Below are 22,078 nucleotides of genomic sequence, written 5' to 3'. Positions count from 1 at the left end.
CCCATGGCGATGCCGTCGTCGACGGCGATCGTGTGGAACTCGCGGGCGATGCCACCCGCTTCCTTCACCGCCTCCGCGACGATCTCGCCGAGGTCTTTGAGGTGCACGTGGCCCGGCACGAACTGCGTGTACGAGTTGGCGATGGCGACGATCGGCTTGCCGAAGTCGCTGTCGGTCATCCCGGTCGCGCGCCAGAGCGAGCGCGCGCCCGCCGCGTTGCGGCCGTGGGTGGTGGTCCGGGAACGAAGAGTCGCCATCGCCGTCCTTCTCCAGAGGTGCTTCGCTTGACTCGACTGTGACCGGTGACATCCAGGCATGCAACGCACTGGTTCGAGGGAATTCTTGCGACATTGGCAACAGTGGCCGCACAAGACTCAACAGATGGGGGCTCCCGATGAATTGATGCCCGCTATCACCTCGCCTTAGCGTCACGGCAACCCATTCGGCGTTGAAGGGAAAACACCGTGGCAGCACGTGGCCTTACCTGGAGTCAGCTCTATGTCGGCCAGGAGTTCGAATCGGCGACGCGGACCATCACCGAAGGCGACGTGGTCACCTTCGCCGGCACGACCGGTGACTACTCCGAAGTCCACGTCAGCCGGGCCTACGCCGAGAAAACCGAGTTCGGCGAACGGATCGCCCACGGGTTGCTGGGCCTGTCCATGGCGCACGGGTTGATGCTGGGCGGTGGCCTGCTGTTCGGGACCGCGATCGCGTTCCTGGGACTGTCGGAGTGGTCGTTCAAGGCCCCCATTAGGTTCGGCGACACCATCCACGTCCGCTTCGTGGTCGACGAGCTGCGCCGCCGAACCAAGCGCCCCGACCAGGGTGTGGTCACCTTCGCCGTGGAGCTGGTCAACCAGCACGGTCAGATCGTCCAAAGTGGGCGCAAGGCGATCCTCCTGCACGCCGAACCGGAGGACGCGCCGCGCCCGGCGGAGCAGCAGGCCGTGGAATCCGCGCGATGAGCGGCGCGGGACTGGGTGGGGTCTACGAGGGTGTGCGCGTCCTCGACTTCACCCAGCTCGAGCAGGGGCCGTCGGGAACCCAGGTCCTCGCGGACTTCGGCGCCGAGGTCATCAAGATCGAACGCCACGACATCGGCGAGATCGGCCGCGACCACAGCCCGCGGGTCAACGGCATGAGCCCGCACTGGGCAGCCAACAACCGCAACAAGCTCAGCCTCAGCCTCGACCTCAAGGCCCCGGGAGCGCGCGACGTCCTCGAACGCCTGGTCAAGACGGCGGACGTGGTCGCCAGCAACTTCCGCCCCGGGGTCATGGAGCGGCTCGGTCTCGGTTACGAGAACCTCCGCACGATGAACCCGCGCATCATCTGCGCGTACGCCTCGGGCTACGGGCGCTCCGGCCCCTACGCCGGGCGGCGCGGGCAGGATCTGGCCGCACAGGCCCTGGGCGGTGTCCTGGCCTTGACCGGATCCGCCGACTCGCCCGTCGCGGCCGGCACGTACGCCATCGACTACGTCGCCGCGATGCACTTCGCCCAGGGCATCATGCTCGCGCTGGCTGCACGGGAGCGCACGGGTGAGGGACAGGTCGTGGATTCGTGCCTGCTCAACTCCGCTGTGGCGCTGCACCTGCAGGAGGCGACGACCTACCTGAACACCGGACGGGAGTACCCGCGCCCGCCTGAGGGCATCGCGCACAGCCACTCGACGGCGCTTTACGCGCGCTACCGCACGGCTGATGACCGGTGGCTCGTCCTCGTGGGCGAGTACTTCGTGGACCGGCCGTGGCAACGGGTGTGCGACGCGCTGGGCCTCGCCGACCACCGCGACGACCCCCGCTTCGCCACGACGCGCGGGCTGGCCGAGCACGTCGAGGAAACCCACGCCCTCCTGCGGGGCGCCTTCGCCGACCTGTCGCTCGACCAAGCCTTGAAAGCGCTGGAGGAGCAGGACATCCTCGCCGCGCCGGTCAACGACTATCCGCACCTGTTCGAAGACCCGCAAGTCGTCCACAACGAGCTGGTCGTCACGGCCGAGCACCCGCACGCCGGCACGGTGAAGCTGGTCGGCCCGCCCGTGAAGCTCAGCGCCACCCCCGCACAGGTGCGCGACGCCCCGCCGACCGTCGGACAGGACAACGAGCAGGTCCTGGCCGGTCTCGGCTTCACCGCCGCCGAGATCATTCGGCTCCAGGAGTCCGGAGTCGTGGGGATCGAGAACCGGCGGCACCGCGAAACCGGTGTCGCGCATTGGGGGCCAGCGGAGTGAACGGGACTTCTTTCGCCGGCCAGCGGGTGCTCGTCACGGGTGCCGGCCGCGGCATCGGGCTGGCCACCGCCCGTCGCTTCGCAGACTTCGGCGCGAGCGTGCTCATCGCCGACCTCCACGCGGACCTGGCCTCGGCGGCGACGCAGGACATCCGCGCCGACGGCGGCCGAGCGGAGGCGTTCCCCCTGGACGTGACGTCCGCCGAGGTCATGGCCACCGCGAGTGACCGCGTGGGACGCCTCGATGTCGTGGTCGCCAATGCCGGCATCCAGCTGTTGGGCCCGGCGTCGCAGCTGGACCCGCAGGACTGGGACCGCGTCCTGGAAGTCAACGGGCGCGGGACATTGCTGACGCTCCAGCTCGCCTCGCGGTGCCTGGGCGACGGTGGCGCCATCGTCACCCTGGCGTCGATCCAAGGGTTCCTGCCCAACGCACTCTCGGCGCACTACGCGGCGTCCAAGGCCGCGGTCGCCAGCTTGACCAAGTCGTTCGCCGCCGAGCTCGCGCCGCGCGGCATCCGCGTCAACGCCGTCGCACCCGGCCGCATCGCCACCGGCATGTCCGATCACGCCGACGCCGAGATCGGCCGCCTGACCGGGCAGCACCCCGGCGCCGCGCTCGAACGCCGGATCAAGGACAACCCTCTGGGCCGGCTCGGCCGACCCGAGGAAGTCGCGGCCGCGATCACCTTCCTGGCTTCACCGGAAGCGTCCTACATCACCGGTGAGTGCCTGAAGGTGTGCGGTGGCGATGTGATGACGTGACCCGTTCCGCCGCCCGTACGCCCAGCCACACCGAAACCGAAGGGGCACCGTGACCGACGCCTTCGAGGGAATCCGGATCCTCGACTTCACCCAGCTCGAACAAGGCCCCTCGGCCACCCAGGTCCTCGCGGACTTCGGGGCCGAGGTCATCAAGATCGAGCGCATCGACGTGGGCGAGATCGGCCGCAACCAGCAGCCGCTGCTGGCCGCCGGGTTCAGCCCGCACTGGTCCGCGACCAACCGCAACAAGAAGAGCATCACCGTCGACGTGAAGAGCGACGCCGGCCGCGAACTGATCCTCGGCCTCGCGCGTGACGCCGACATCGTGGCCAGCAACTTCCGGCCGGGAGTCATGGATCGCCTGGGCCTGGGCTGGGACCAGCTGTCCGCGGTCAACCCGCGGATCATCGTCGCCTACGCGACGGGCTATGGCCTGTCCGGGCCTTACGCGCACCGCCGCGGGCAAGACCTGGCCGCGCAGGCGGTCAGCGGGCTGATGGCGCTCACCGGCACCCAGGAGAGCGGTCCGGTACCGACCGGCACCTTCATGATCGACTACCTCGCGTCCATGCAGTTCGCCCAGGGGATGATGATCGCTCTCGCCGCGCGGGAACGCACCGGCCGCGGCCAGGTCGTCGACTCCAACCTGCTCAACGCCGCGATCACCAGCCACCTCCAGGAAGCCGCGACCTACCTCAACACCGGACAGCGGTTCCCCCGGCCCACCGCCGGTGTGGCGCACCCCGGCAACACCGCGCTCTACGGCTACTACGAGGCCGCGGACGGGCTGTGGTTCACCCTGATCGGCGAGTACTTCGTCGACCAGCCGTGGCAACGCGCCGCTCGCGCGTGTGGACTGTCCGAAAAGGACGTTAACGACCCACGCTTCCAGACCATCGAAGGACTTCTCGACCACACGCGCGAAACCTGGCACCTGCTCTCCGAGGCCATCGCCAAGTTCCCGCGCGAAGAGATCATGGCGCGCTTCGAGGCCGAAGACGTGCTCGTCGCTCCGGTGAACGACTACGACGACCTGTTCACCGATCCTCAGGTCGTGCACAACGAGCTCGTGATCGAGGGTGACGTCGACGGGGTGGGCCGGGTCAAGTGGATCGGCATGCCGATCGCGCTCTCCGACACACCGGCCCGGTTGCACGCGGTCCCACCGAAGATCGGCGAGCACAACGAAGAAGTCTTCACGGCGGCCGGCCTGGCCGAGGAGCGCATCGCGGCACTGAAGAACGCGGGGGTGATCGGATCCGAATCGGATCGAGAGCGCGGGGGAAACGGGCCCCAGTGGTCCTGAGTTGTCCGTAGCCATCACCGTCGAACCAGAGAAAGTAGGAAGATGAGCGCTCACAGTCCTGCAGCGTCGCAGGGAGACACGAGAAGCATCCGGAAAATCGTGCTGGCGGGCAGCCTCGGCACGCTGATCGAGTACTACGACTGGGCCCTCTACGGGTACGTCGCAGCCATCATCGCGCCGCTGTTCTTCCCGGGCGATGACCCGACTGCGGCGCTGCTGTCCACGTTGGCCGTGTTCGCGCTGTCCTACGTCATCCGCCCCATCGGCGGGATCTTCTTCGGCGCCTTCGGCGACAAGTTCGGCCGGCGCCCGGCCCTGCTGGTCACCGTGGTCGGCATCGGCCTGGCCAACACCGCCATCGGCGTGCTCCCGACCTACGCCAGCGTCGGCGTGCTCGCGCCGATCCTCCTGCTGATCGTCCGGATCGCGCAGGGCTTCTTCGCCGGCGGCGAGGTCGGTGGCGCGGCCACAGTGATCACCGAAGCGGCGCCGCCGGGCAAGAAGGGCTGGTACGCCTCGTTCGTGCCCGTGGGCACCAACGGCGGGTTCGCCATCGCGTCGGCCGCCGTCGGCCTGGTGTCGGGCCTGGTGACGACCAGCGCGATGAACGAGTGGGCCTGGCGCATCCCGTTCTGGTTCGGGCTTCCCCTGACCGTCGTCTGCTTCCTCTCCCGTCGTTTCCTGCCGCGCATCGACAACGACGACAGCCCCCGCCACGGATTCCCCTTGATTTCGGCTTTCCGCTCGTACCCCGGCCCGCTCATCAAGGGCATCCTGCTCGGCATCGGCGTCCAGGGCACCGCGTACGTCGGCGCGACGTTCCTGTCGATCTACCTCATCACCAGCCTGCACTACCCGAAAACCCCGGTTTACTGGATCACCGCGGGCGGCACCCTCTTCGGCGTGCTGATGACACCCGTGGCGGGCCGGCTGGTCGACCGGATCGGCTCGGTGAACGTGACGATCATCGGCTTGGCCACCTACGCCATCGTGACCTACCCGGCGTTGGTGATCATGGACTTCCACAACATCTTCCTGGCCGGCGTGGGCTACTTCGTCGTCGCGGTCAACATGGCGACGGCTCAGGCGGGCAACTACACCCTCACGCCCCAGCTGTTCGGGCCCGAGGTCCGCTACACCGGCACCGCTCTCGTGACCAACGTGTCGGTGGTCATCGCGGGTGGAACGGCGCCCTACATCTGCACCTGGCTGGTCAGCTCCACAGGCAACCTGCGGTCCCCGTACTTCTTCGTGCTCGGCGTCAGCCTGATCGGCATCACCACGCTGCTGACGATGCGCCGGCTGAACGCGGCGCAGGGATCACGGCTCGGCGGCGAGAACACTGATGCCAGTGGGCAGGCGCATCCTGCGCAGTTCCTGAGCGGCGACCTGCCGGAAACGGCGGGCGGTCGGTGACAGCTCGGAGTAGGGCCGGGAGATAACGGCCAGCACCCGATGGGGGCCCGGCCCGACGATCGGCACGCGTGTCAGATCGTCGAGCCGGTAACCCATGAACTCCAGCGCCGGCAGGGCGGACACGCCGAACCCGGCGCGCACCAGTCCGCCGAGTGTGGCGATGTTGGCGACCTCGAACCGCAGGCGGACTTCGGCGCCCGCCTCGGCGAGCGCCTGATCGGTGATGGCCCGGATACTGGTGCCCTGGCGCGCGGCCACGCACCGCTCGGCGTCGAAATCGCTCCAGGTGATTTCGTCCCGGTCGGCCCACGGGTGGTCGTCCGGCGCGACCCCGTAGAACTTCTCCTCCAGCACGGGCGTGACCCAGAGTCCCTGGGGCACCTCGACGTCGGCGGTGATCGCCACCTCGACAGTGCCTTGTTGCAGGTGGCGCAGCACCTCGTCGTTCCCGCCGTCGACGAGGTGGAAATCGAGCGCCTCGTTGCCGCTGAAGAACGCGCTCAGCAGCCTCGGCAGGACCGCCGCCGCGAACGACGCGAGAGTGGCGAGCGCCAGGGTGCCCAGCTGCGCTTTGGCGTAGCGGTCGAAGCGCTCCAGCCCCACTGACAGGGTGTCGATGAGCTGGTCCGCGACCTTGAGGAACTCTTCCCCCTCCGCGGTGACGACGACATTGCGCGTGTCCCGCTGCAGCAACGTCACCCCCAACGTGCGCTCGAGCTGCGACACCGACCGGCTAAGCGTCGACTGCGACAGGTTCATGTGGCGGGCGGCGCTGGTGTAGCTGCGCGTCCTGGCGACCTCACGGAACACCCGGATCTGGTGCAGGGTGACGTCGTCGACCGCCATCTGTAGTCCTCCGCTCGTGTCCGGTCAGGATGTCATCATCGTCGTGCCGCGCAACCGCACGCCGGCACGCGCGAAAGGCCGGCCGGACGTGGTCTCCGTTCCGGCCGGCCTTTCCCAGGAGTCCGTCAGACCACCGATTGGGCTCCGTCCACCGTCAGTACGTGACCGCTCACGAACGAGGCGCTGTCGGAGAGCAGGTAGCACACGGCTTCGGCCACGTCCTCGGGCCGGCCGAACCGGCCGAGCGGGATCTTGCCGAGCCGTTCCGCCCGCGACACCGGCTCCTCCAGCGTCGGGGCGGTCAACCGGGTTGAGATCACGCCCGGGGCCACGGCGTTGACCCTGATCCCGTGCTCGGCCAGCTCGAGCGCCAGCGAGTACGTGAGACCGACGATCGCCGCCTTGGCCGCGGAGTAGTGGGCGAGGTCGACCCGCGGCTGCCACGCCGCGATGGAGGCGAAGTGCACGACCGCCCCACCACCGTCGGCGGCCATCGATCGTGCCACGGCTTGCGTGACCACGAAAGTGCTACGGGCGTTGACGGCCAGCACCCGGTCCCAGTCGTCGGCGGAGAGCTCCAGCGCGGCTTCGCGGTTGTGGGCACCGGCGACGTTGACCAGCCCGGTGATGGGCTGGCCGTCCGCCAGGGTCTCGATCGCCGCCACAGTCGCCGGCGTGTCCAGCAGGTCGGCCCCGGCCGCGGCCGCGCCGAGCTCGGTGGCCAGCTCGGACAGCGCCGGGGTGTCGAGGTCCATCAGCAGGACGTCGGCTCCGCGGGCCGCGGCGGTGCGCGCGACGACGGACCCGATGTCCCCGGCGGCGCCGGTGACGAGGATCCGGTGGCCTTCGAGCTGGTCGTTGAGTTTCGGGGTGCCACGGCGGGGCGTGGTGGAGGTACTCACGGGTCACACCTCTTCTTTCGTCGCCGACCACAGGGCGCGTTTGGCTGCGATGCGGCCGGAGATGAACGCCCAGCCGACGTGGTTCCCGTGGCCTTCCAGCAGCAGGCCGCCCTGTCCGTTGGACCCGGCCGCGAACAACCCCGGGACCGGTTCGTCCTGCTTGTCCAGCACGCGCATGTCCGTGTCGATCGCCAGCCCTCCCTCGGTCAGCACGATCCAGCTCTTCAGCGGGCCCAGCGCCACGAAGTGCTGTTCCCCGCCGGCGGACTGCCCTAGCGAAAGGGCGAGCCTGCGCGGGTCGGCGCCGATCTTGGCGGCCAAGTCCGCCACGGTGCGTGCGCTGTGGAAGATGTCGCGCCGGTTGCGGCGGTAGTCGTCGATGTAGGCGTAGGCGACACCGGGGGCGGTCGAGATGAAGTTGGGCCACTTCTTGAACTGGGTGGCCGTGGCCTCGTCCATCACCAGGTAGCCCTCACCACCGGGCTGGTCGGGCAGCTCCAGTTCCGGGCTCGCGCTTTCGTCGGTGAACCGCTCACCGTCGGCGTTGACCAGGATCGCGCCCTGCTTGAAGACGTTCGGCGACGGCGCGAGGTAGGAGGTCGCGAAGGACATGATGAACGGCCGCTGGATCGCGTCCGGGAGCCACCGCAACGCCAGCAGCATGATCGTGGTCAGGATCCGCCACGGCGGCAGCTTCTGCAGCAGGAGCTTTCGCGCCGGAGTGACGAACCGCATCTCGGGGCCGACCGCGAGGTCGCCGTTGAGGATCCGGCCGCCGACCTCCATCCCTAGCCGCAGACCGTCACCGGTGCTGGTCGGGTTGATGCCCTCGACGTGCGCAGCCCGGGCCGCCGTGAACTGACTGGTCTTGATCTCGACACTGGAGCTGAAGTCGCCCGCGGCCAGCACGACTCCGCGCCGGGCGCGAATGATGCGCCGGGTACGGTTCGTGGACTCGGTCTCGACCCCGACGACCCGGCCCTCCTCCACCACGAGGTGGCGCGCCGCCGTGTTCGTGAGGATGTGCACGCCCGCTTTGCGGGCGGCCCGTTCGAACCAGTAGATGTAGGCCGAGGAGTTCGGCAGGACGTTGTGCATGCGCGGGCTGCGATGCGGCGGTTCGGGCATGGGACCGAACAACGCGACCCCGTGGTCCTGCACCCAGTGCAGTGTGTCCGCCGAGTTGTCGACGTACACCCGCCGCAACGCGAGGTTGTCGCGTTCGACCAGCGGACCGGCGAACTTCGCCATGTCCTCGAAGTGCTCGCTCGGCGCGTCGGTCACCCCGGCTTTGCGCTGCAACCGGGTGCCGTTGGCGGAGAACGAGCCGATCGAGCGGCTCGTGGTCCCGCCCAGCTCAGGGTTCTTCTCCAGGAGGGCGACTCTCGCGCCCATCTCGGCCGCCTGGGTGGCGGCGGCCAGGCCCGCGCCGCCACCACCCACGACGACGAGGTCGTACATGACCGCTGATTCTGTGGACAAAGTCGCTCCTTCGCGGCTATCCGATGCGGGCTCGTGACTGGTCTCGTTGCGCTGCGGTCAGCGCGCCGCGTCCCATCCGGCGACGGTCAGCACCGCGCGCATGCGCTCGGCGGCCAGCGCCGGATCCGGCAGCAGGCCCAGGGCGTCGGCCTGCCGGAAAACGTCGGTGAGGTGGTTCACCGATCGCATGCCCTCGCGGCCGGTGACCATCCGGAAGTGGTCCTGGTGCCCGGAGAGGTAGGCGAGGAACACGACCCCGGTCTTGTACTCGCCGGCCGGGTGCTCGAACAGCCGGCGGGCGAGGGTGAGCGTGGCCTCCATGTCGGCGGTGAAGCCCTCGGGATCGCCCGCGTCCATCTTCTGAAAGGCGACAGACGCGATGGGCGCCAGTGGGTCGAGGACCCCGAGCAGACCGTGGCTGTGGTGCTCGCCGTCGCCGCGGATCAGCTTGGGGTAGTCGTGGTCGTCGCCGGTGAAGACGACTACGCCGTCGGGCAGCTCGCGGCGCAGCCGCTCCTCGCGTTCCACGTCCAGCAGGGAGAACTTGAACCCGCGCAGCCGCTGCGCGTGGCGCTCGGCCAGCGTCACCACTGCCTTGAGCGCCTCGTCGACGTCGGTGTGACCCCAATAGCTCCGCAGGGCCGGGTCGAACACTTCGCCGATCCAGTGGATCAGCGCCGGGGTTTCGACGCGTTGCAGCACCCGGTCGTAGACGTGGGCGTAGTCCTGGGGGCCCGTCGCGACCCGGGCGAGCACGTGGCTGGCCCGCAGGACCGCGCCGCGGCCGAGGCCCTGGATGAAATCCAGCTGTTCGAGGTAGGCATCGGCGATGTCGTCCAGCGTCGGCGAGGTGACGTCGAGCTGATCTGTGCCCGCACCGCAGACGATCTCACCGCCCGCCTCGGTAGCGGCCTCGCTGGAGCGGCGGATCAGATCCTTGGTCTGCGACCAGGTCAAGCCACCCGGGCCGCGTTCGGAGGTGTCCATCGCCTCGGCCACGCCGATGCCGTAGCGCCACAGGTGGCGGCGGAACGCGAGCGTGGCCTCCCAGTCGACCGGGGGTTCGACCCCGGGCGTGTACTCGCCGAACGGGGCCGCGACGACGTGCGGCGCGGCGTAGACGTCACGCTGCGCGAACGGAGCCGATGGTGCGGGGAACTCGCGGGCGGGGCCCATCGTGTGCTGCTCCGCAGTGCCATCCGGGCAGGGGAGCTTGAGGGTGATCGTCTCGGCCATGCGAACTGCCTTCCGGGGGAGGTGGTGGATGAGGGATGGTCGGAGGCGCAGCCGCGGGTCACCGTGCGGTCGTGAGCAAGCGCGACGTGCGCTCCCGCAGGTCCAGGGCGTAGTCGAGGTCGGAGCCCTGCCGCGGTTCGTCGCTGAGGACCTCGAGCTGCCAGCGGCCGGTGTAGCCGACGCTGTCGACCAGTCGGACGAAACCCGGCAGGTCGATCACCCCGTCACCGGGGCGGCCCCGCCCGCGCAGGAGGTTCGTCGTGGGGACCAGCCAGTCGGATAGGTCGACCGCCATGAGGTGGGGAGCGGCGGCGCGCACGGACTCGGTCAGCTCGGGGTCCCACCACACGTGGTAGACGTCGAGGGCGATGCCGAGCCACTCGGAGGCGAACTCCTCGGCGAGCGCCGTGGCCTGGGCGAGCCGGGAGACCGACGAGCGCTCCGCCACCATCATGGGGTGGAACGGCTCGATCGCCAGCCGCACGCCGCGGGCCTGGGCCTCCGGGAGGATCCGCGCGAGCCCCGCCCGGATCCGGCTTTCGGCCTCGGCGAAGGTGGTCACCAGTCCGCCGACCACGACCACGACCGCCTCGACGCCCAGCCGGGCCGCCGTGTCGAGCACCGCCAGGTTCGATCGCCACCGCGCGTCGTCGGGATCGTCTTCGGTGAAGTAGCCCAGCCGGCAAAGGCTGAAGACCTCGACCCCGAGGTCTTCAGCGGCCTTCGCGACCACGTCGACGCCGTCGTGGTGGACCGGGATGTCCCACACGCTCGCGGCCATGCCGGAGTCTACGCAGACCTTGAGGAACTCGGGAGTAGAAAGGTCCAAAAAGGACCCTTGACTCAGGACCAGTGGTTCGTTTCGCACGCTGTTCGTCAACTTTCCGTCAGCTCCGTTTCGTCGGTGGTCGGGGCGTGCGGTCAGAGCATGTAGTCGCCACCGGAGACGTGGACGCACTCGCCAGTGAGGTAACCGGCGTCGTCGGAGACGAGGAACGAAACGACCGAGGCGATGTCGGCGGGGCTGCCGGGCCGGCCCGCGGGAATCTGCCGGATCCTCGCGGCCCGTGCCGTTCCCGCCGCACTACCGTCCAATTCGGACTCGAAGGCATCTGCACGCGCCCACAAGTCCGTGTCGATCATCCCCGGCGCGATCGCGTTGACCCGAATGTCCGGCGCGAACTCGAGTGCACAGGACTTCATGATGTTCAGCGCGGCCGCCTTCGACGCGGCGTAGTGCGGCGAATGCGGGGCGCCGAGCCGCGCCGTGCGCGATGCGATGACCACGATGCTGCCGCCCCGGCCCGCGTCGCGCAGGTGCCGGCCGGCTTCGCGGGCCGTGAGGAACGCGCCCCAGGCGTTGACGTCGAAGACCGCGTCCCACTCCTGTTTGGTAACGTCGAGCAGCTCGTTGAACGTCTGCCGCCCGGCGTTGACCACCGCGATGTCCACCGGTCGCGCGAGCAGCTCCTCGGCCCGGGGAAGCAGGGCACGCACCTGAGCCTCGTCGGTCACGTCGACCTGCAGTGCTTCCGCGGTGCCGCCTTGCTCGCTCAACGTCTTGGCGGCCTGCTGCGCGGCGTCGCCATTCACGTCCGTGAGCAGCGCCGCGGCGCCGTCGGCCACCAGCCGCGTCGCGATCGCCAGCCCGATTCCCTGCGCCGCCCCGGTCACGACCGCGGCTCGTCCGGCCAGCCTCACGACAGGCCATCGTCGAGCCGGTGGTCCAGGCGCGCCACCGCGCGCGGGTGATGATCGATCATCGTTGATCCTCCTGGGTTTCCTTCGCCGGCGGCGCTCGCGAACCACCGGAATCCACGGCCCTGGGCACGACGGAACCCCGCGGGTATCCGAGAAACCCGCGTTCCGCGATCCGCAGAGCACACTCGCCACCGGCTGGGGTCTGCCGGGGCCGGCGATCAGTCAACCGGACTCGCCGACGGGTTCGACCGCCGGTCGTGTGGGCGCCGAGGAGGCCGCCGAGCCGCTGAAAGTCCGCACGCATCGACACTGGCGCCCGGGATTGAAATACGCAACGCACTGATCCGGGAAATCTGTTGCGTTTTACGCATCATTCTGTGCACGTGCTTCAAGAGAACCGGCCGTGCGAGCCGCGATCGGGGCATTCTCGTGGCGGGAGCAGCTCCGTCGCCGGCTCGCCGCCTCTGAGTTCGACCTGAGTCTTGCGAGGAGCTGACCGTCCAGTGTGCCTGGACACGGAGACCACGCTCATGCCTGGCACGCCCGCGACCACCGGGGGCTTTTCCTAGGAGCATCACGCCGGTCACCCGTGAAGCGCGTGGCCGAGGCCGAAGGTTTCCCGAATATGGTCGACTGGGTCTGTCAAACGAGCGGTGTAGCTCGGCTTGAGGGGAACTACTTGCGTCCGGCGGCCAGGCCGCCGTCGAAGGCGATCTCGAATGCGTTCAACGCGGGTGTCCAGCGTGGTGGGCCTTGTCCGGTTGGTTGACCTCGATGACACCGATCCCGGCGCCGAGCAGGTGACGAGTCAGCGCAGCGCCATAGGAATGGGTGCCCTCCACTCCGGCCTGCCGCAGTCGGCCCAGCCCGGTGGCCCAGTCCTGCAGCCCGCGGTAACCCTCGGCGGTGGTGGGGAAATCACGACTGCCAAGGAGGACGCCGTGCATGCTGATCACTGCGGCGACATGGATGTCCTTGTGCGTGTCGACGCCAAGAATCACTTCGGGTGAGCTGTCGTCGTGACCGGTCGTCGGCGGGTGGGACATGCTGGGCACGGTTGTTCGGCTCCTGAGGGCTCGGGAACGGATGGCCGTCGCCGGCCCGGCAGGGACGGTCAGGACTGTGATGGCGCCTTGTTAGCGGCAAGGCCCCTATCACGCCGGCTGTCACTCACCGAAGGTGGTGTCGTGACACCTCGACGAGCACCCGTGACACCGATCTCTTCGAGGGTCGCCGCGGCCCACAGCAGGCGGTCCTCCTGCCATGGTGCCGCCGACAGCTGGACGCCCACTGGCATGCCCGAGCCGGGGTGGTCGCCGCCCGGAAGGCTGATCGACGGGCCGCCGTAGCACGACCACACGTAACAGAACCGCGCGATCTCTCGGGTGGACGCCGCCAGGTCGACCGCGTCCCGCCGGGGCACGTCCACCGGGATCGTCGGGGTGAGGATGACGTCGCAGCCCTCGAACAACACGTCAACCCGGCCGCGGAAGTCCCGCTGCCACGCCCTTGCCCGCGCCGACGTCTCCGGCGCGATCGACTGGCCGATCCGCAGGCGCCGCAGCACGTCCGGGTCGATCGTGTCGGGCTCTTCGCGCAGCCGCCGGGCGTGGACGGCCGCCGCCTCCGGGTACATCATCTCGATCATCCGGTCCTGGGCCTCCGCCGCGCCCGGCACCTCGACTTCCCGGACCACCGCGCCCGCCGAGCGCAGCGTCGCCACCACGTCGTCGACCACCTGCTGCACGCCGGGGTCCACGCGCGCGCGGAAGAACCCGGTCGCGACGCCGATGCGCAACCCGGCGATGTCCTTGCCCAGCAGCGCATCCACGGGCGGACCGACGGCGGACAGCACCGCGAGCATCGCCGCCGCCGTGCGGACGTCCATCGTCAGCGGGGTCACCGTGTCGAACGACTCGCCCACCGGCAGCACCCCCTGGTTGGAGACCCGCCCCATCGTCGGGCGCAGGCCGACGATACCGTTGACCGACGCCGGCACCCGGCCCGATCCGCCGGTGTCCGTGCCCAGCGCCGCCGTCGACATGCCACTCGCCACCGCGACCGCCGAACCGCTGCTCGAGCCGCCCGAGATGCACCACGCGTCGCGGGCGTTGCGGACATCGCCGAAGGCCGCGTTCCGGCCGACCACGCCCATCGCGAACTCGGCCAGGTTGGCCTTCGCCGTGACGACAGCGCCCGCCGCGCGCAGCCGCCGGACCACCTCGGCGTCGGCCACCGCGGGTTCGGCACCGAGGTGCGCCGAACCCGCGGTGGTCGGCACGCCCGCCACGTCGATGTTGTCCTTCACGCTGACCGTGAGCCCGTGCAGCGGGCCGTCGCCGGGCACGGGCGGATCCAGCGTCCGGATCAGCGCCCGCAACTCGGGGTTGCGGTCCCGGGCCACGGCCAGCTGGGCTTCGACGAGCGAGCGCACCGGATCCACGTCAGACCGCCGCACGCAGCCGCGTCGTCTCGGCCTCGTCGACCGCCAGCGCCGTCCCGGACCCCGTGAGCACGACACCGTAGTGCGCCCGCGCGTCCGAAATGGACAGGTAGTCGTCGAGGACGTCGTCGAGCACCTGGGCGGCGTCCCGCTCGAGCGGGTTGCCGTAGCCACCGCCCGATGGGAGCTTGATCTCCAGCGTGTCACTCGCCGCGCATTTCTCCTGCGTCACCTTCGAGTACAGTGGTTCGTCGCGCTCGGTGCCCGCGTTGCGCGTGAACGAACCTGCGAGCCCATCGTGGCCGCCGGCCAGGCCCTTCGGCGGGTCGGTCCGGTTGTCCGCCTCGGAGCCGATGAACGTGTCGGTCAGCATCTTCCACTTGCGCACGCTGCCGATTCCCCCGCGGTAGCGGCCGGGCGCCGGCGGCTCGTCGCGCAGCTCGTAGCGCTCGGCGATCATCGCGTGGTTGAGCTCGAGCTCCTCGATCGGGTTGTTGCGCGTGTTGGCCATCAACGAGTCGACGCAGTCGAGGCCGTCCTTGCCGTTGCGCGCGCCGTAGGAACCCTCGTTGATCTCGATGTACACCCAGTACGACTGACCGTCCTCGGCCAGGCCCGAGTAGGCGATCGCACACAGCGCCGCCGACGACCCGGCCACCGCCCGCTCCGGCAGGACGTCCGACAGCGCCAGGTTGATCGAGTCGAAGATCCGGTTGATCTGCGAGAACCGGGCGAAGCACGACGCCGGGAAGTCCGGGTTGAAGATCGTGCCCTGCGGCGCGAACGCCTTGGCCGGGCGGAAGCAGCCGTCATTCTGCGGCACGAACTCCTCGGTCAGCGCCTCGTCGAGTAGCAGCGTGCGCACGGCCGAGGCGACGGTCGGCAGCACCGAGCCCTCGAACGGCACGTTGAACGCCGTCGGCACCTGGCCGTGCGAACCGGTGAGGTCCACCACGATGTCGGAGCCTTCTACGCGCACCCGCACCGACACCTTCAGCGGCACGTCCCGGTTCTTGCCGTCGTCGTCCAAATAGGACACCGGAGCCTCGTAGACACCGTCCGGGATGTCGGCGATCCGGCGGCGCAGCATGTCCTCGGAGTAGTCCATCCACTTGTCCGCGGCCGACATCACCGTGTCGTAGCCGTAGCGGTCGAGCAGCTCCAGGAACCGCTTCTCCCCCAACCGCGAGCACGCGATCAGTGCTTCGAGGTCGCCCGCGTTCTGCTCCGGGGTGCGGACGTTGTCGAGGATGTGCTGGATGAGCGCAGTGTTGCGGACGCCGCCGTCGTAGATCTTGACCGCGTCCATCAGCTTGCCCTCGGCCCACACGTCGACGACGTCCATGCACAAGCCCGGGAAGTTGCCGCCGATGTCGGAGACGTGCCCGGTGCAGCCGGCGAAGCCGATGTGCCTGCCGCCGAAGAAGATCGGGATCATGATCCCGTAGTCCGGCGAGTGCGCGGCGCCGTGGTACGGGTGGTTGTGCAGGATGACATCGCCGGGTTTGTAGGTACCGGCGAGCTTGCGGTTGATGCCCCGGATGTAGGCCGGGATCGAACCGCAGTGCATCGGGGTGGAGTCCGACTCGCACAGCTCGCGGCCGTTGACGTCGAACAGGCCCGCGCCGAGGTCCTCGGACTCGCGGATCAGGCTCGAATAGGCCATCCGGTAGAGGATCTGGGCCATTTCCTTGGCGATCGAGTTCAGCGCGCCACCGATGACGCGCAACGTGATCGGGTCGACGTCGACCGGGGTGAAGTCGTCCGGACGCGGACCGGCGAGCGAAACACCGGCGGGATCGAGTGCGGTCACCGCTGGCCTCCTTCGGCGTCGACGGCGCTGGCGGCCGTCTCGATGATGATGTGGCCCACCCGGTCGATCGTGGCGCGCTGGCGCGGCCCGATGACGGTGGTGGAGTCGAACTGCTCGACGATCGCGGGCCCGGTGAGCACGTTGCCCGCCTTGAGCAGCGCGCGGTCGTAGACGGTGGTGGGGAACGTGGCGGGCTTGCTGCCGTCGGTCCAGAACACGGCTTCGCGGGTGCCCTTGACCGCGGCCGAGGCGTCTTCGTCACCGGCCTCGATCTCGGCGAGCGGGACGTGCCCGACCTTGCCGATCCCGGTGACCCGGACGTTGACCAGGTGCACCGGCTTGTCGTCGAAGCGCTGCAGGTAGGTGCGCTCGTGCACTTGGTGGAACGCCTCCGACGCGCTCACGACCCAGGCGTCGTCGATCTCGCCCGCGGGCGCGGGAACGCGCAGCTCGTAGCCCTGGCCGATGTAGCGGCAGTCCAGACCGCGCTCGATGACGAAGTCCTCCGGCTCGAGGCCGTCGCCGATGAGCTGCTCGGTCACCTGCGCTTCGAGCCGCGCGAACGCGTCGCGGACGCCGTCGAGGTCCGGGTCGGCCAGCGACGTCCACACGGTGGCGGGCTGCTCGACGCGGATGTCGGTGGCCAGCAGGCCCATCGCCGAGGCGATGCCGGGGTGGTGCGGCACGATCACACGCGGAATGTCCAGCTGCTGCGCGATGTGCCACGCGTACAGCGGCCCGGCGCCGCCCTCGGCGACCAGTGAGAAGTCGCGCGGGTCGTAGCCCTTGCGGACCGAGTGCAGGCTGATCGCCTCGGTCATGGCGTGCGCGAGGATCTGGAAGATGCCGACCGCGGCGTGCTCGGTCGTGGTGCCGAGCTTGTTCGCGATGTGCTCCTCGATCGCCTTTTCAGCCAGCTGCGGCTCGACGCGCATCGAGCCGGACAGGAAACTGTCGGCCTGCAGCCAGCCCAGCACCACCATCGCGTCGGTGCTGGTGGGCTCGGTGCCGCCGCGGTTGTAGCAGGCCGGGCCTGGCGTGGCGCCGGCACTGCGCGGGCCGACGCGGAACATGCCGCCCTCGTCGACGAACGCGACCGAGCCGCCGCCGGCGCCGATCGTGTCGACCTCGGCCATTGGCACCATTGCGTGGTAGTCGCCGATGCGCGTGTCGAGCAGGTGCTTCATGCGCAGCTTGCCGTCGGGCGCGACGCCGATGTCGGCCGACGTGCCGCCGACGTCGAGGGTGATCACGCTCGGGTGGCCGGACGCCTGGCCGATCGCGCACCCCCCGAGCAGCCCGGCCACCACACCGCTGGTGAGCAGCAGGACCGGGTTGTCGACGGCGTGCTGGGACGTGATGAGACCGCCGGCCGAGGTCATCAGCCGGATGTCGCCGCGCACGCCCGCCTCGCGGGTGGTGTTCGCGAGGTTGTCGATGTAGCGGGCGACCTTCGGCCCGACGAACGCGTTGAGCGCCGTGGTCGAGAACCGCTCGTATTCGCGGTACTGCGGGGCGACCTCGCTGGAGAGCGAGATGAACACCCCCGGGTACTCCTGCTCGATGATCCGCTTGACGGCCTGCTCGTGCGCCGGGTTGCGGTAGGCGTGCAGGAAGCAGACGGCGATGGCCGCGACACCGTTCTCTCGCAGCACGCGGACCTGCTCGCGCACGGCGTCCTCGTCCAGCGGGACGAGGACCTCGCCGGCGGCGGTGATCCGCTCGGGCACGACCCGGCGGTTGCGGCGGCGCACCAGCTGCCACTTCTGCCACGGCAGGTCCTGGTAGGACGAGTAGTTGTAGGGTCGCTTTTTGCGCGCGATGTGCAGGATGTCGCGGAAACCCTCGGTGGTGATCAGGCCGACGTCGGCGCCATTGTGCTCCAGCACGATGTTCGTCGCGACGGTCGTGCCGTGCAGGAACTGCCCGAGGTCGGCGACCGAGATCCCGACCTGCTCGGCCAGCTGCCGCACGCCGTCCACCGTGGCCTGCGACGGGTCGTGCGGGGTGGACGGGACCTTGTGGACGGCGAGGCCGCCGTCCTCGTCCCAGTACATGATGTCGGTGAACGTGCCTCCGACGTCGACTCCGATGCGTTTCATCGCCTGGTCCTCTCTGCCGCCGCCAAGTCGGCGACCCGGCGGGCGTGTGCCACGACCGGCGGGTCGATCATCTTCCCGTCCACCACGAGGACCGCGTCGCACGCTTCCTCGGCGGCCCGGACGATCTTCAGTGCCCGTTCGACCTCGTCGTCGGACGGCCGCAGCACCTCGTGCACCGCGGAAACCTGTGCCGGGTGGATGCACATCCGGCCGAAGAAGCCAAACCGCCCCAGCGCTTCCGTGTCCGCGCGGAACCGGGGTTCGTCGCGCAGCACGGTGGAAACCGCGGCGGAGGGCGGCGGGCAGCCTTCCGCCGCGGCGGCCGCGACGACGCGGGAGCGCGCCCACGCGAGGGGCGCGCCGTCCACGTCGGGTGGGCAGGTGCCGAGCTCGACGGCGAGGTCGTACTCGCCGAGCGCCAGTGTCCGCACCCGCGGGTGGGCCGCCAGCTCGCGGGCCGCCCACAGCCCGGCCGCGGTCTCGATCAACGCGACCAGCGGTACCGAGGTCGCGGCGGCGACCCGCTCGACGATCCCGGGTTCCGCCTTAGGCACCACAATCCCGGCGAAATCGAGCCCGGCCAGCGCCTCCAGGTCGGCCGGGCCGTGGTTGACCCGCACCCAGGTCCGCGTGGCCGCATCCGGCTCGTTCCGCAACGCTTGGACGACGGCGGCCCGGGCGGCATCCTTGCGGTCCGAGGCGACCGCGTCCTCGAGGTCGGCGATCGCGACGTCCGCGGCGGCGACGGCCTTGGCCAGCCGGTCGGGCCGGTCGCCGGGGCAGAACAGCCAGCTGCGTGGGATCACCAGCCGACCTTTCCCTTGCCGGCCACCAGCGACTTCGCGATGACCGTGCGCATGATGTCGCTCGTTCCCTCGCCGATGGTCATCAGGATCGAGTCGCGGTAGAGACGTTCGATCTCGAACTCCGCCGAGTAGCCGTAACCGCCGTGGATGCGCATCGACTCCTGCGCGGCCTGCAGCGCGATCTCCGAGGCGAAGAGCTTCGCCATGCCGGTCTGCAGGTCGGAGCGCTCGCCGCGGTCGAGGGCGGTGGCCGACCAGTACGTCATCAGGCGGGCGGCCTGCAGCTGCGTCGCGGTCTCGGCGAGGCGGCTCTGGATCGCTTGGAAGTCCGCGATGGGCTTGCCGAACGCCTGCCGTTCGCGGGAGTAGGCCAGCGCTTCGTCGTAGGCGCGCTGGGCGATGCCGAGGCTGCGGCCGGCGATGTTGAGCCGACCGACCTCCAGCGCCGAGAGCACCTGCTGCATCCCGCGGCCCTCGGTGCCGCCGAGCAGGTTCGCCGCCCGAACGCGCACGTCCTCGAACACTACCTCGCAGGACTCTGTGCCCTTGTAGCCGAGCTTCGGAATGTCCTTGGTGACGCGGAACCCGGGCGTCTGCGCGTCGATCAGCAGCACGCTCATGCCCTTGTGCGCGGGGGTCGTGGTGCGGTCGGTCTTGACCAGGACCGGCAGCGGGTCGGCGTAGCGGGCGTTGGTGATCCACATCTTCGCGCCGTTGACGACGTACTCGTCACCGTCGCGGACCGCGGTCGTCCGGATGCCCTGCAGGTCGGTGCCCGCGTCGGGCTCGGTGAGCGCGATTCCCGTGCGCCGCTTGCCGGTGGCGAGGTCGGGCAGGTACCGCCGCTTCTGCTCCTCGGTGCCGTGCCGCGCGATCATCCAGCAGGACAGTGAGTGGCTGCCGAGGATACCGGCGACCCCCATCCAGCCGCGCGCGATCTCCTCGAACATCAGCGTGAAGGACGTGAAGTCCGCCGCCGCGCCCCCGTACTCCTCGGGGATCATCAGCCCGAACAGGCCGAGCTGCTTCATCTGCTCGATGATCTCGGTCGGGTACCGGCCCGCCTGCTCCCACTCACGGGCGACGGGCACGATTTCCTTGTCGACGAAGGTCCGCAGCATCGAGCGGAACTGCTCCTGGTCGTCGGTGAGGCGGAAGTCCATCACTGCTCCTTGACGCCGAACGCGCCCGCGCGCGTGAGCTCGGCGAACTCGTCGGTCCCGGTGCCGAGCAGCTCGGCCAGGAGGCTTTCGGTGTGCTCGCCCATCCGCGGCGCCCGGACGTGCTCGGCACGCGGGGTCCCCGCGCGGACCGGGGACGCGACCTGCCGGACGGCGCCGAACCGCGGGTGTTCGGTTTCCACGATCAGGCCGCGTTCGAGGGTGTGCTCCTCGCGCAGGGCCTGCGGGATGGAGTTGATCGGCGCGCACGGCACGCCGGCTCCTTCGAGCAGCGGCAGCCATTCGGCGGTGGTCTTGCTCGCCAGCTCGTCTTCGATGAGCTTCACGCACTCGGCGGAGTGCCGATAGCGCGAAGCCGGTGTCGCGAAGCGTTCCTCAAGAGCCCACGCGGGCGAACCCAGCACGCCGACGAACCGCTCCCAGAACTTCTGCTTGGCGCAGCCGATCACGACCCACGAGTCCGCCGTCGGGAAGTTCTGGAACGGCACCAGGCTCGGGTGCGCGGAGTGGTGCGTGCGCTGCGGCTCGAACCCCTCGTTCAGGTGCCAGGTCGCCAGATAGGTGAGCATCCCGATGGCCGTGTCGTACAGGCTGACGTCGCAGTCCATGCCGACGCCGTCTCGGCGGGCCGCGTGGATGGCCGAGACCATCGACAGCGCCGCGACGATGCCGCCGGAGTAGTCCACCATGGACAGACCGGACTTCGTCGGCGGACCGTCGGGCTCGCCGGTCACCGCCATCCAGCCGGCGAGGCCCTGCAGCATGTAGTCGTAGCCCGGCTGCTTGCTGCGCGGGCCCGTCATGCCGTAGCCGGACAGCGAGCAGCAGACGATCTTCGGGTTGAGGTGCTTGAGGTCCTCGTAGCGGATGCGCATCTTCGCCGGGACGTCACCGCGCAGGTTCGAGTACACCGCATCACTCACCTTCACCAGGCGCTCGAACACCGCCCGGCCCTGCGGGTTGCCCAGGTCGAGGACCATCGAGCGCTTGTTGCGGTTGAACGCCTCGAAGAACAGCGAGTCGCCGTCCTCGGCGTACGGCGGGGTGTGCCTGCCGACGTCGCCGCCGAAGCGCGGGTCCTCGATCTTGATGATCTCGGCGCCGAGGTCGGCCAGGTGGACCGAGCCGAACGGACCGGCGCCGTACTGCTCCAGGGAGAGAATCTTCAGGTCCTGCAAAGGGAGATTCACCCGCGCACCTCCCCCAGGGTCAACGGGCCGGGCTTGGCGGCCGGGAACGAGTCGATGTCCCCGGCCGCGGACTGCTTGAACACCAACACCGTCCGGTCGAACGACAGGCAGACGTCACCGTCGGCGTTGAGGCCCCGGGTGTGCACCTCGACCAGCCCGGCGTACGGCTTGGACTTCGACTCGCGCTTGGCGGTGCAGATGGACTCGCCGTAGAGCGTGTCGCCGACGAACACCGGGTGCGTCAGCTGGATGTTCGTCATGGCGAGGTTCGCGACCGCCCTCTGGCTGATGTCGGAGACGCTCTGGCCCAGCAGCATCGCGATGGTGAGCCCGGAGTTCACCAGGATCTTGCCGAATGGCGTCTTCCCCGCGTAGTGCGCGTCGAAATGCGCCGGGTGGCTGTTCATCGTCAGCAGCGTGAACCACGTGTTGTCGGTCTCGCTGATCGTGCGTCCCAGCGGGTGCCGGTAGACGTCCCCGACGGTGAACTCTTCGTAGAACCGTCCCAGCCGGCTCTCGTGCACAGCCACGGCCACCTCCTCGTGCGTTCCGGGCTCGTGCGGCCAAGTATGCGCATCGAAAGCCACTCGCGCAATATGTCAGACGTTTTTGGTTCGTGGTCGCCTACCGAAATGTTGGCCCACGACCTAGGCT

20 protein-coding genes are annotated in these 22,078 nt (G+C 69.4%); 5 read left to right on the top strand and 15 right to left on the bottom strand.

Going from position 1 to position 22,078, the window contains the following annotated elements:
- Window positions 1–257, bottom strand: a 257-nt coding sequence (locus ACWEOE_RS39240; RefSeq protein ID WP_452018434.1) for a dihydroxy-acid dehydratase domain-containing protein, incomplete at its 3' end; no start/stop codon positions are given.
- A 207-nt stretch (window positions 258–464) separates the two neighbouring features.
- Here ACWEOE_RS39240 and ACWEOE_RS39235 point away from each other — a divergent pair.
- The 5 genes from ACWEOE_RS39235 to ACWEOE_RS39215 all read left to right on the top strand — a co-directional run bounded on the left by ACWEOE_RS39235 (window position 465) and on the right by ACWEOE_RS39215 (window position 5,722).
- On the top strand, window positions 465–968 hold the full coding sequence (locus ACWEOE_RS39235) for a MaoC/PaaZ C-terminal domain-containing protein (protein ID WP_452018432.1): 504 nt from the start codon (window positions 465–467) through the stop codon (window positions 966–968).
- Window positions 965–2,236: a CaiB/BaiF CoA transferase family protein gene (locus tag ACWEOE_RS39230; RefSeq protein ID WP_452018430.1), complete on the top strand. Its 1,272-nt coding sequence runs from the start codon at window positions 965–967 to the stop codon at window positions 2,234–2,236. Before ACWEOE_RS39235 ends, ACWEOE_RS39230 begins: the two co-directional genes overlap by 4 nt.
- Window positions 2,233–3,000: an SDR family NAD(P)-dependent oxidoreductase gene (locus ACWEOE_RS39225; RefSeq protein ID WP_452018428.1), complete on the top strand. Its 768-nt coding sequence runs from the start codon at window positions 2,233–2,235 to the stop codon at window positions 2,998–3,000. The genes ACWEOE_RS39230 and ACWEOE_RS39225 overlap by 4 nt, the downstream gene beginning before the upstream one ends.
- Window positions 3,001–3,049: 49 nt before the next feature.
- Window positions 3,050–4,306, top strand: a complete 1,257-nt coding sequence (locus ACWEOE_RS39220) for a CaiB/BaiF CoA transferase family protein (RefSeq protein ID WP_452018426.1) — start codon at window positions 3,050–3,052, stop codon at window positions 4,304–4,306.
- Window positions 4,307–4,405: 99 nt separating this feature from the next.
- Window positions 4,406–5,722, top strand: coding sequence for an MFS transporter (locus tag ACWEOE_RS39215; RefSeq protein ID WP_452018424.1), 1,317 nt, complete (start codon window positions 4,406–4,408; stop codon window positions 5,720–5,722).
- On the opposite strand, the gene ACWEOE_RS39210 is transcribed toward ACWEOE_RS39215, so the two are convergent.
- The 14 genes from ACWEOE_RS39210 to ACWEOE_RS39145 all read right to left on the bottom strand — a co-directional run bounded on the left by ACWEOE_RS39210 (window position 5,627) and on the right by ACWEOE_RS39145 (window position 21,954).
- Entirely contained in the window at window positions 5,627–6,568 is a 942-nt protein-coding gene (locus ACWEOE_RS39210; RefSeq protein WP_452018422.1) for a LysR family transcriptional regulator, read from the bottom strand. The genes ACWEOE_RS39215 and ACWEOE_RS39210 overlap by 96 nt on opposite strands.
- A 125-nt stretch (window positions 6,569–6,693) precedes the next feature.
- Window positions 6,694–7,470 carry an SDR family NAD(P)-dependent oxidoreductase gene (locus tag ACWEOE_RS39205; RefSeq protein ID WP_452018420.1) on the bottom strand — a complete coding sequence of 259 codons (777 nt, stop codon included), beginning with the start codon at window positions 7,468–7,470 and terminating at the stop codon, window positions 6,694–6,696.
- Between the two features lie 3 nt (window positions 7,471–7,473).
- Complete coding sequence (locus tag ACWEOE_RS39200; protein WP_452018418.1) at window positions 7,474–8,952, bottom strand: FAD-dependent oxidoreductase; 1,479 nt, start codon at window positions 8,950–8,952, stop codon at window positions 7,474–7,476.
- A 57-nt stretch (window positions 8,953–9,009) separates the two neighbouring features.
- A complete protein-coding gene (locus ACWEOE_RS39195) occupies window positions 9,010–10,188 on the bottom strand; it encodes a DUF993 family protein (RefSeq protein WP_452018416.1) in 1,179 nt (392 codons plus the stop codon).
- Between the two features lie 58 nt (window positions 10,189–10,246).
- Window positions 10,247–11,017, bottom strand: coding sequence for a sugar phosphate isomerase/epimerase family protein (locus tag ACWEOE_RS39190; protein WP_452018414.1), 771 nt, complete (start codon window positions 11,015–11,017; stop codon window positions 10,247–10,249).
- 92 nt (window positions 11,018–11,109) lie between these two features.
- Entirely contained in the window at window positions 11,110–11,889 is a 780-nt protein-coding gene (locus ACWEOE_RS39185; protein ID WP_452018412.1) for an SDR family NAD(P)-dependent oxidoreductase, read from the bottom strand.
- A gap of 725 nt (window positions 11,890–12,614) precedes the next feature.
- On the bottom strand, window positions 12,615–12,836 hold the full coding sequence (locus tag ACWEOE_RS39180; RefSeq protein WP_452018438.1) for a hypothetical protein: 222 nt from the start codon (window positions 12,834–12,836) through the stop codon (window positions 12,615–12,617).
- Window positions 12,837–13,003: 167 nt separating this feature from the next.
- Window positions 13,004–14,323, bottom strand: a complete 1,320-nt coding sequence (locus tag ACWEOE_RS39175; protein WP_452018410.1) for an amidase — start codon at window positions 14,321–14,323, stop codon at window positions 13,004–13,006.
- A gap of 10 nt (window positions 14,324–14,333) precedes the next feature.
- The gene (locus tag ACWEOE_RS39170) at window positions 14,334–16,145 is read right to left on the bottom strand and encodes a hydantoinase B/oxoprolinase family protein (RefSeq protein ID WP_452018408.1); all 1,812 of its coding nucleotides are present in this window, start codon (window positions 16,143–16,145) and stop codon (window positions 14,334–14,336) included.
- The gene (locus ACWEOE_RS39165; RefSeq protein WP_452018406.1) at window positions 16,142–18,247 is read right to left on the bottom strand and encodes a hydantoinase/oxoprolinase family protein; all 2,106 of its coding nucleotides are present in this window, start codon (window positions 18,245–18,247) and stop codon (window positions 16,142–16,144) included. The genes ACWEOE_RS39170 and ACWEOE_RS39165 overlap by 4 nt, the downstream gene beginning before the upstream one ends.
- On the bottom strand, window positions 18,244–19,053 hold the full coding sequence (locus tag ACWEOE_RS39160) for an HpcH/HpaI aldolase/citrate lyase family protein (RefSeq protein ID WP_452018404.1): 810 nt from the start codon (window positions 19,051–19,053) through the stop codon (window positions 18,244–18,246). Before ACWEOE_RS39160 ends, ACWEOE_RS39165 begins: the two co-directional genes overlap by 4 nt.
- A complete protein-coding gene (locus ACWEOE_RS39155; RefSeq protein ID WP_452018402.1) occupies window positions 19,050–20,216 on the bottom strand; it encodes an acyl-CoA dehydrogenase family protein in 1,167 nt (388 codons plus the stop codon). The genes ACWEOE_RS39160 and ACWEOE_RS39155 overlap by 4 nt, the downstream gene beginning before the upstream one ends.
- Window positions 20,216–21,424, bottom strand: a complete 1,209-nt coding sequence (locus tag ACWEOE_RS39150) for a CaiB/BaiF CoA transferase family protein (RefSeq protein WP_452018400.1) — start codon at window positions 21,422–21,424, stop codon at window positions 20,216–20,218. The genes ACWEOE_RS39155 and ACWEOE_RS39150 overlap by 1 nt, the downstream gene beginning before the upstream one ends.
- The gene (locus ACWEOE_RS39145) at window positions 21,421–21,954 is read right to left on the bottom strand and encodes a MaoC family dehydratase (RefSeq protein ID WP_452018398.1); all 534 of its coding nucleotides are present in this window, start codon (window positions 21,952–21,954) and stop codon (window positions 21,421–21,423) included. The genes ACWEOE_RS39150 and ACWEOE_RS39145 overlap by 4 nt, the downstream gene beginning before the upstream one ends.
- Window positions 21,955–22,078 lie beyond the last annotated feature (124 nt).

The sequence above is a fragment of the Amycolatopsis sp. NPDC004368 genome, assembly GCF_053602515.1.
This window is presented reverse-complemented; position numbering and strand designations above follow the sequence as displayed.